Genomic DNA, 5,080 nt, shown 5'->3' on the forward strand with positions numbered 1-5,080 from the left:
CTCGTCGAGGAGTGCCCCGCACCCCACCTGTCCGACGCCGTACGCCGCCGGCTCCACGAGAGCGCTGTGCTGGCAGCGGCCTCGGTGGGCTATGTCAACGCAGGCACCGTCGAGTTCCTCCTCGACACCGTCACCGAGGACTTCGTCTTCCTCGAGATGAACACCCGGATCCAGGTCGAGCACCCCGTCACCGAGCTCACTCACGGCGTCGACCTCGTCGAGCAGCAGCTGAGCATCGCCCAGACGGGCACCACGACCGCGGACTTCGCACCGACGCTGCAGGGGCACGCCATCGAGCTGCGGATCTGCGCGGAGGACCCGAAGCGGTTCTTCCCGAGCCCGGGCGACATCGACGTGTGGGAGCCGCCGAGCGGCGAGGGCATCCGGCTCGACGCCGGCTATGCGCAGGGCACCAGCGTCACGCCGTACTTCGACCCGATGATCGCGAAGCTCTGCGTCCTCGCCGACACCCGTGAGGAGGCGGTCGAGCGCGCCCGCGCCGCGGCTGCGGCGTTCCGGATCGGCCCACTGACCACGAACCTGCCGTTCCTGGTCGAACTGCTCGACTCGGCGGAGTTCAGCGCCGGTCGCTACGACACCAACATCGTCGCCAACATCAAGAGCAAGTAGAAGAGGAGCCGTCCCGTGCCGGAGACGATCAGCGCCGAGATGAGCGCCAACATCTGGAAGATCCTGGTCGCCCCCGGCGACGCGGTCGAAGAGGAGACCCCACTCATCATCATGGAGTCGATGAAGATGGAGATCCCCGTCCTCGCCGACTCGTCCGGTGTGGTGGTGGCGCTGCGGGTCGCCGAGGGCGACATGGTCAACGCCGGCCAGCCGCTCATCGACATCAACACGGACTGAGGGAGGCGTGCGGTCCATGACGAGGGCCGACGACGACGCGAAGGGCGTCGGGCCGGCCGGCCCGACGCCCTTCGCGCTGCTGTTCTCGAGGTCAGGCGATCGCCAGCACGCCGAGCAGCGACACCGTCGCGACGACGAGCGTCGACACCATGCCCAGCGCCAGCGGGCGGCCGCCGCTGTGCAGCAGCTTGCCGAGGTGGACGCCGGTGCCGAGTGCGAACAGCGCGGCGGCGAGGGTGATCGTCTGCAGCGTGCCGATCACGTCGAGCACGCCGGCCGGCACGATGCCGCTGGTGCGCAGCAGCACGCAGGCGAGGAAGCCGAGCACGAAGAGCGGGACGAGCGGCGGGCGTCCGGCGCCCGGGCCGTCGCCAGCCGGGTGGGTACGACGACGGGTCGCGCTCACGACCGCGACGACGGGCGCCAGCAGCAGGACCCGGGTCAGCTTCACGACGACGGCGAGAGCGACCGCGGTGGCGCCGGCCGGGCCGGCCGCCGCGACGACCTGGCCGACCTCGTGCACGCTGGCGCCGGCCCAGATGCCGAGCTGGCGGTCGGAGAGCCCGAGCGGCGCCTGCAGCAAGGGGATCGCGATCATCGCGAGGGTGCCGCACAGGGTGACCATGGTGATCGCGGTGGCGACGTCGTCCTCGTCGGCATCGGCGGTGCGCTCCATGCCGGCGATGGCCGAGGCGCCGCAGATCGAGAAGCCGGTGGCGATGAGCAGACTCCGGGCCGGGCCGACCTGCATCTTCAGGCCGAGCCACCAGGTGAACACCAGGGTGCTGACCAGCGTCACCACGACCAGTGCGATCACCGGGGCTCCCAGGGCGCCGATCGCGGTCAACGACAGCGAGAACCCGAGCAGGACGACGCCGACGCGGAGCAGCTTCTTGACCGCGATCCGCAGGCCCGGCTGGGCTGCGATCGGGATCAGGTCGAGGTTGGCGACCATGGCGCCGAGCAGCACCGCCCACGTCAGCACGCCCACGGAGGGGACGACGTAGTGGCCCGCCATGGCGAGCGCCACGCCGGCACCCGTGATCACCAGGCCCGGCAGCAGCACGGACCTCGGCGCACGGTGGGCGCTCGTCGTACGGAGCGGAACGGTTCTCGTGGCCATGTCCTCCACCCTCGGGGCCTGAGGCAGGCTGCGGTAGTGAGCACCTCGGCATCACGTCATACGGAGAACACATGAGTCACCCCACGGAGTTCGACGACCCCTCCGCTTCGCTCCTCCGTCGCCCAGCTCTGCGGGGACCCCGATGAGCACCACGCGACGACCGGACCTCGACGACCTCGAGGTGCTCGCCCTGGTGGCGCGGACCGGCAGCATCGGCCAGGCCGCGCAGGAGCTGCGGCTGTCGCAGCCGAGCGTGTCGCGGCGGATGCTCGCGCTCGAGCGCCGGCTCGGCGTCACGCTGCTGCACCGCACCAAGCAGGGCACCACGCTGACCCCGCAGGGGCGACTCGTCGTCGACTGGGCCTCGGAGCTGCTCGGTGCGGCTGACCGGTTCACCCGCTCGATCGCGACCCTGCGTGCCGAGGGCGAGCTGAGCGTCCGGGCGGCGGTCTCGATGACGATCGCCGAGCACTATGCACCGGCCTGGCTCGCCCGGCTGCACGCGCGTGCGCCGGACCTGCAGGTCTCGCTGAGCGTCGCCAACTCCACCGAGGTGGAGCGTCTGGTCCGCACGGGCGCGGCCGACCTCGGCTTCGTCGAGGTGCCGACAGCACCGGACGGTCTGCGGCACCAGCAGGTCGGCGCCGACAAGCTGGTGGTCGCCGTGGCGCCGGGGCACCCGTGGGCGGACCGCGCGGAGCGGGGCGAACCGGTCGGCGCCGCCGAGCTCGCGACCGGAGGTGTGCTGGTGCGGGAGGAGGGATCCGGCACCCGGGTCACCCTCGAGGAGGCTCTGCGTCGTGAGGGGCAGGTCCTGGTGCCCGGTCTCGTGATGGCCTCCAACAACGGACTCACCCACGCGGCGATCGCCGGGATGGGGCCGGTCGCCCTGTCGGAGCGGGCGCTCGAGGCCGACCTCAGGCTGGGGGAGCTGCGCGTGGTCCCGCTCGACGGGGTCTTCCTGCTGCGTCCGCTCACCGCGATCTGGCCCGCCGACGCGACGCTGTCCGACGCCGCCGTCCGCCTGCTCGCCGCGGCTGGCCCGACCGGCACCGCGCGGCCCGGCTATCCCGACAGAGGCCAGGGCACTCCCGAGCAGACGTCCGCACGATGACGCGGGGGAGGGTCCCCCGCGTCATCGTGCGGACGGGGCTGTCAGGCGACGACGGCCTTCAACGGGATGGACTCCCAGCCGCGCAGCGTGTTGTTGAGGTGCCTGACGACCGGCCCCGCCAGCTCGATGCTGGTGAAGCGATCCGTCAGCACGCGGACCAGGCACTCGGCCTGCAGGCGGGCAGCATGTTGGCCGACGCACTGGTGGATCCCCATGCCGAACGCCAGGTGCCCGGAGGGATCGCGAGACAGGTCGAACTTGTCCGGGTTCTCCCACCGGCGAGGGTCGCGGTTCGCGGCGCCGAAGCAGATCATCACGCGTTCGCCCGCGGGAATCGTGGTGTCGCCGAAGGTGACCTCGGTCGCGGTCTTGCGGAAGTCCATCTGCACCGGCGACTCCCAACGGAGCAGCTCGTCGAAGGCGACCCGTGCGAGGGCGGGATCCGCGCGTACCGCATCCCAGGCCTCCGGGTTGGCCGCGAAGGCGTAGAGCAGGGCGGAGAGACTGCCGACCGTCGTGTCGATCCCGGCTGATACCAGCGATCGGGTCAGGAGCGCGGCCTGGTCGTGGCGGATGTCGCCTCGATCGGCGGCGGCCCAGATGTCCGAGCCGAAGCCACGAGGCTTGAGCGATTCGCGCTGACAGGCGTGCTCGGCCCACTCGGCCAACGCGGGAGCGGTCGCCTCTCCCTTGATCGCCAGCTCGTTGCGAGGCCCGCCCACGTTGAACACGTGGTCCGCATAGGGGATCATGTTCTCGGTTCCATCGATCCCGGCTGCCTCGCCGAAGAACTTCACCGGCAGGACGGCGCCGATGTCTCGTTGTCCGTCGAAGGTGACCGTGGTCCCGCTGCCGTGATCGGCGATGATCGCGTCGATCACCAGCTCGGCCTCCCGCACGCACTCGTCGGTCATCGACCGCAGCACCCGTGCCGACATGATGCCCGCGAGCACATCGCGGGGGGCGTCGTGGCGCGGCGGGTCGCTCTCCAGCAGTCCTGTCGTCCGCCACGGCTCGTTGAGGCCGACCCCGTCCCCCGAGATCAGGTCCTGCCAGTTCGACAGTGCCGCCTTGACGCTGTCGTACCGTGCCAGGACGTGCACTCCGTAGCGGGAGAGGTAGGCGACCGGTCCCGCCTCGAGCAGGCGGCGCTGGAAGGGGATCGGATCCGCGAGGATCTCCGGCGAGTAGGGGTCCTCGTCGAAGACGGGCGCGTTGGTGGGTGTCGGTGTCGTGCCGCTGGTGGTCATGTCACTCCTAGAGGTCTAAGACGAGTCGGTCGGTCACGGAGCGCGAGACGCAGACGAACATGCGGTCGTTCGCGGTGCGCTCGTCGTCGGTGAGGAGCGAGTCCCGATGGTCCGGTACGCCGTCGAGCACGCCGACCTCGCACGTGCCGCACACCCCTTCTCGGCAGGACGTCAGCACCGAGACGTCGACCGTCGCGAGGGCGTCGAGGATGGACTGCTGGGGAGTGACCGTCACGCAGGTGCCACGGCGGGCCAGCTCGACGACGAACGGGAGGGTCCGGGCCGGTGGCGGCTGCTGCGCCGCGGTGAAGCGCTCGAATCGCACGGCTCCCGCCGGCCAGGCCGATGCGGCTGCCTCGACGGCGGCCAGGAGCGGCCCGGGACCACAGCAGTACACCTGCGCATGCTCGATCGGCTCCTGGAGATGGGTCAGGTCCAGCAGGCCCGCCTCGTCCTGAGGGCAGATCGTGACGCGCTCGCCGTACCGCGAGAGCTCTTCGGTGAACGCCATGGAGCCTCGGGTGCGTCCGCCGTAGAGCAGCTGCCAGTCCAGGCCCAGTCGCTCGGCGGAGTCGATCATCGTCATGATCGGTGTGATCCCGATGCCCCCGGCGATGAAGAACACCTGTTGCGCAGGCGCCATCGCGAAGTTGTTGCGGGGAGTGCTGATCGAGAGCAGATCCCCGACGGCGAGGTCGTCGTGGACATAGCGTGACCCACCGCGCG

6 protein-coding genes are annotated in these 5,080 nt (G+C 70.8%); 3 read left to right on the forward strand and 3 right to left on the reverse strand.

The genetic code is table 11. The annotated features are described in order from the left end of the window. Together FHP29_RS22110 and FHP29_RS00375 are read left to right on the forward strand one after the other, a co-directional pair. Positions 1 to 630: ATP-binding protein (locus FHP29_RS22110; RefSeq protein ID WP_476703653.1), on the forward strand; the 630-nt coding region annotated here is incomplete at its 5' end. Positions 631 to 645: 15 nt separating this feature from the next. Beyond that, positions 646 to 867 (forward strand): biotin/lipoyl-binding carrier protein, encoded by a 222-nt coding sequence (locus FHP29_RS00375; protein WP_139620895.1) that lies wholly within the window; start codon positions 646 to 648, stop codon positions 865 to 867. A gap of 91 nt (positions 868 to 958) precedes the next feature. Here FHP29_RS00375 and FHP29_RS00380 read toward each other — a convergent pair whose 3' ends face one another. Beyond that, positions 959 to 1,990, reverse strand: coding sequence for a YeiH family protein (locus FHP29_RS00380; protein WP_139620896.1), 1,032 nt, complete (start codon positions 1,988 to 1,990; stop codon positions 959 to 961). Positions 1,991 to 2,132: 142 nt separating this feature from the next. Between FHP29_RS00380 and FHP29_RS00385 the strand changes: the two genes are divergently transcribed. Continuing rightward, a complete protein-coding gene (locus tag FHP29_RS00385; RefSeq protein WP_139620897.1) occupies positions 2,133 to 3,104 on the forward strand; it encodes a LysR family transcriptional regulator in 972 nt (323 codons plus the stop codon). 41 nt (positions 3,105 to 3,145) lie between these two features. Here FHP29_RS00385 and FHP29_RS00390 read toward each other — a convergent pair whose 3' ends face one another. Next, the gene (locus FHP29_RS00390; protein WP_139620898.1) at positions 3,146 to 4,354 is read right to left on the reverse strand and encodes a cytochrome P450; all 1,209 of its coding nucleotides are present in this window, start codon (positions 4,352 to 4,354) and stop codon (positions 3,146 to 3,148) included. A gap of 7 nt (positions 4,355 to 4,361) precedes the next feature. After that, the coding region (locus FHP29_RS00395) for a PDR/VanB family oxidoreductase (RefSeq protein WP_139620904.1) at positions 4,362 to 5,080 on the reverse strand (719 nt) is incomplete at its 5' end.

The organism is Nocardioides albidus, from assembly GCF_006335005.1.
Classification (GTDB): domain Bacteria; phylum Actinomycetota; class Actinomycetes; order Propionibacteriales; family Nocardioidaceae; genus Nocardioides; species Nocardioides albidus.

Excerpts from the sequence above, each read along its gene's own strand:
- FHP29_RS00385 (WP_139620897.1), top strand. The coding sequence starts at position 2,133 with ATGAGCACCACGCGACGACCGGACCTCGACGACCTCGAGGTGCTCGCC.
- FHP29_RS00380 (WP_139620896.1), bottom strand. The coding sequence starts at position 1,990 with ATGGCCACGAGAACCGTTCCGCTCCGTACGACGAGCGCCCACCGTGCG.
- FHP29_RS00390 (WP_139620898.1), bottom strand. The coding sequence starts at position 4,354 with ATGACCACCAGCGGCACGACACCGACACCCACCAACGCGCCCGTCTTC.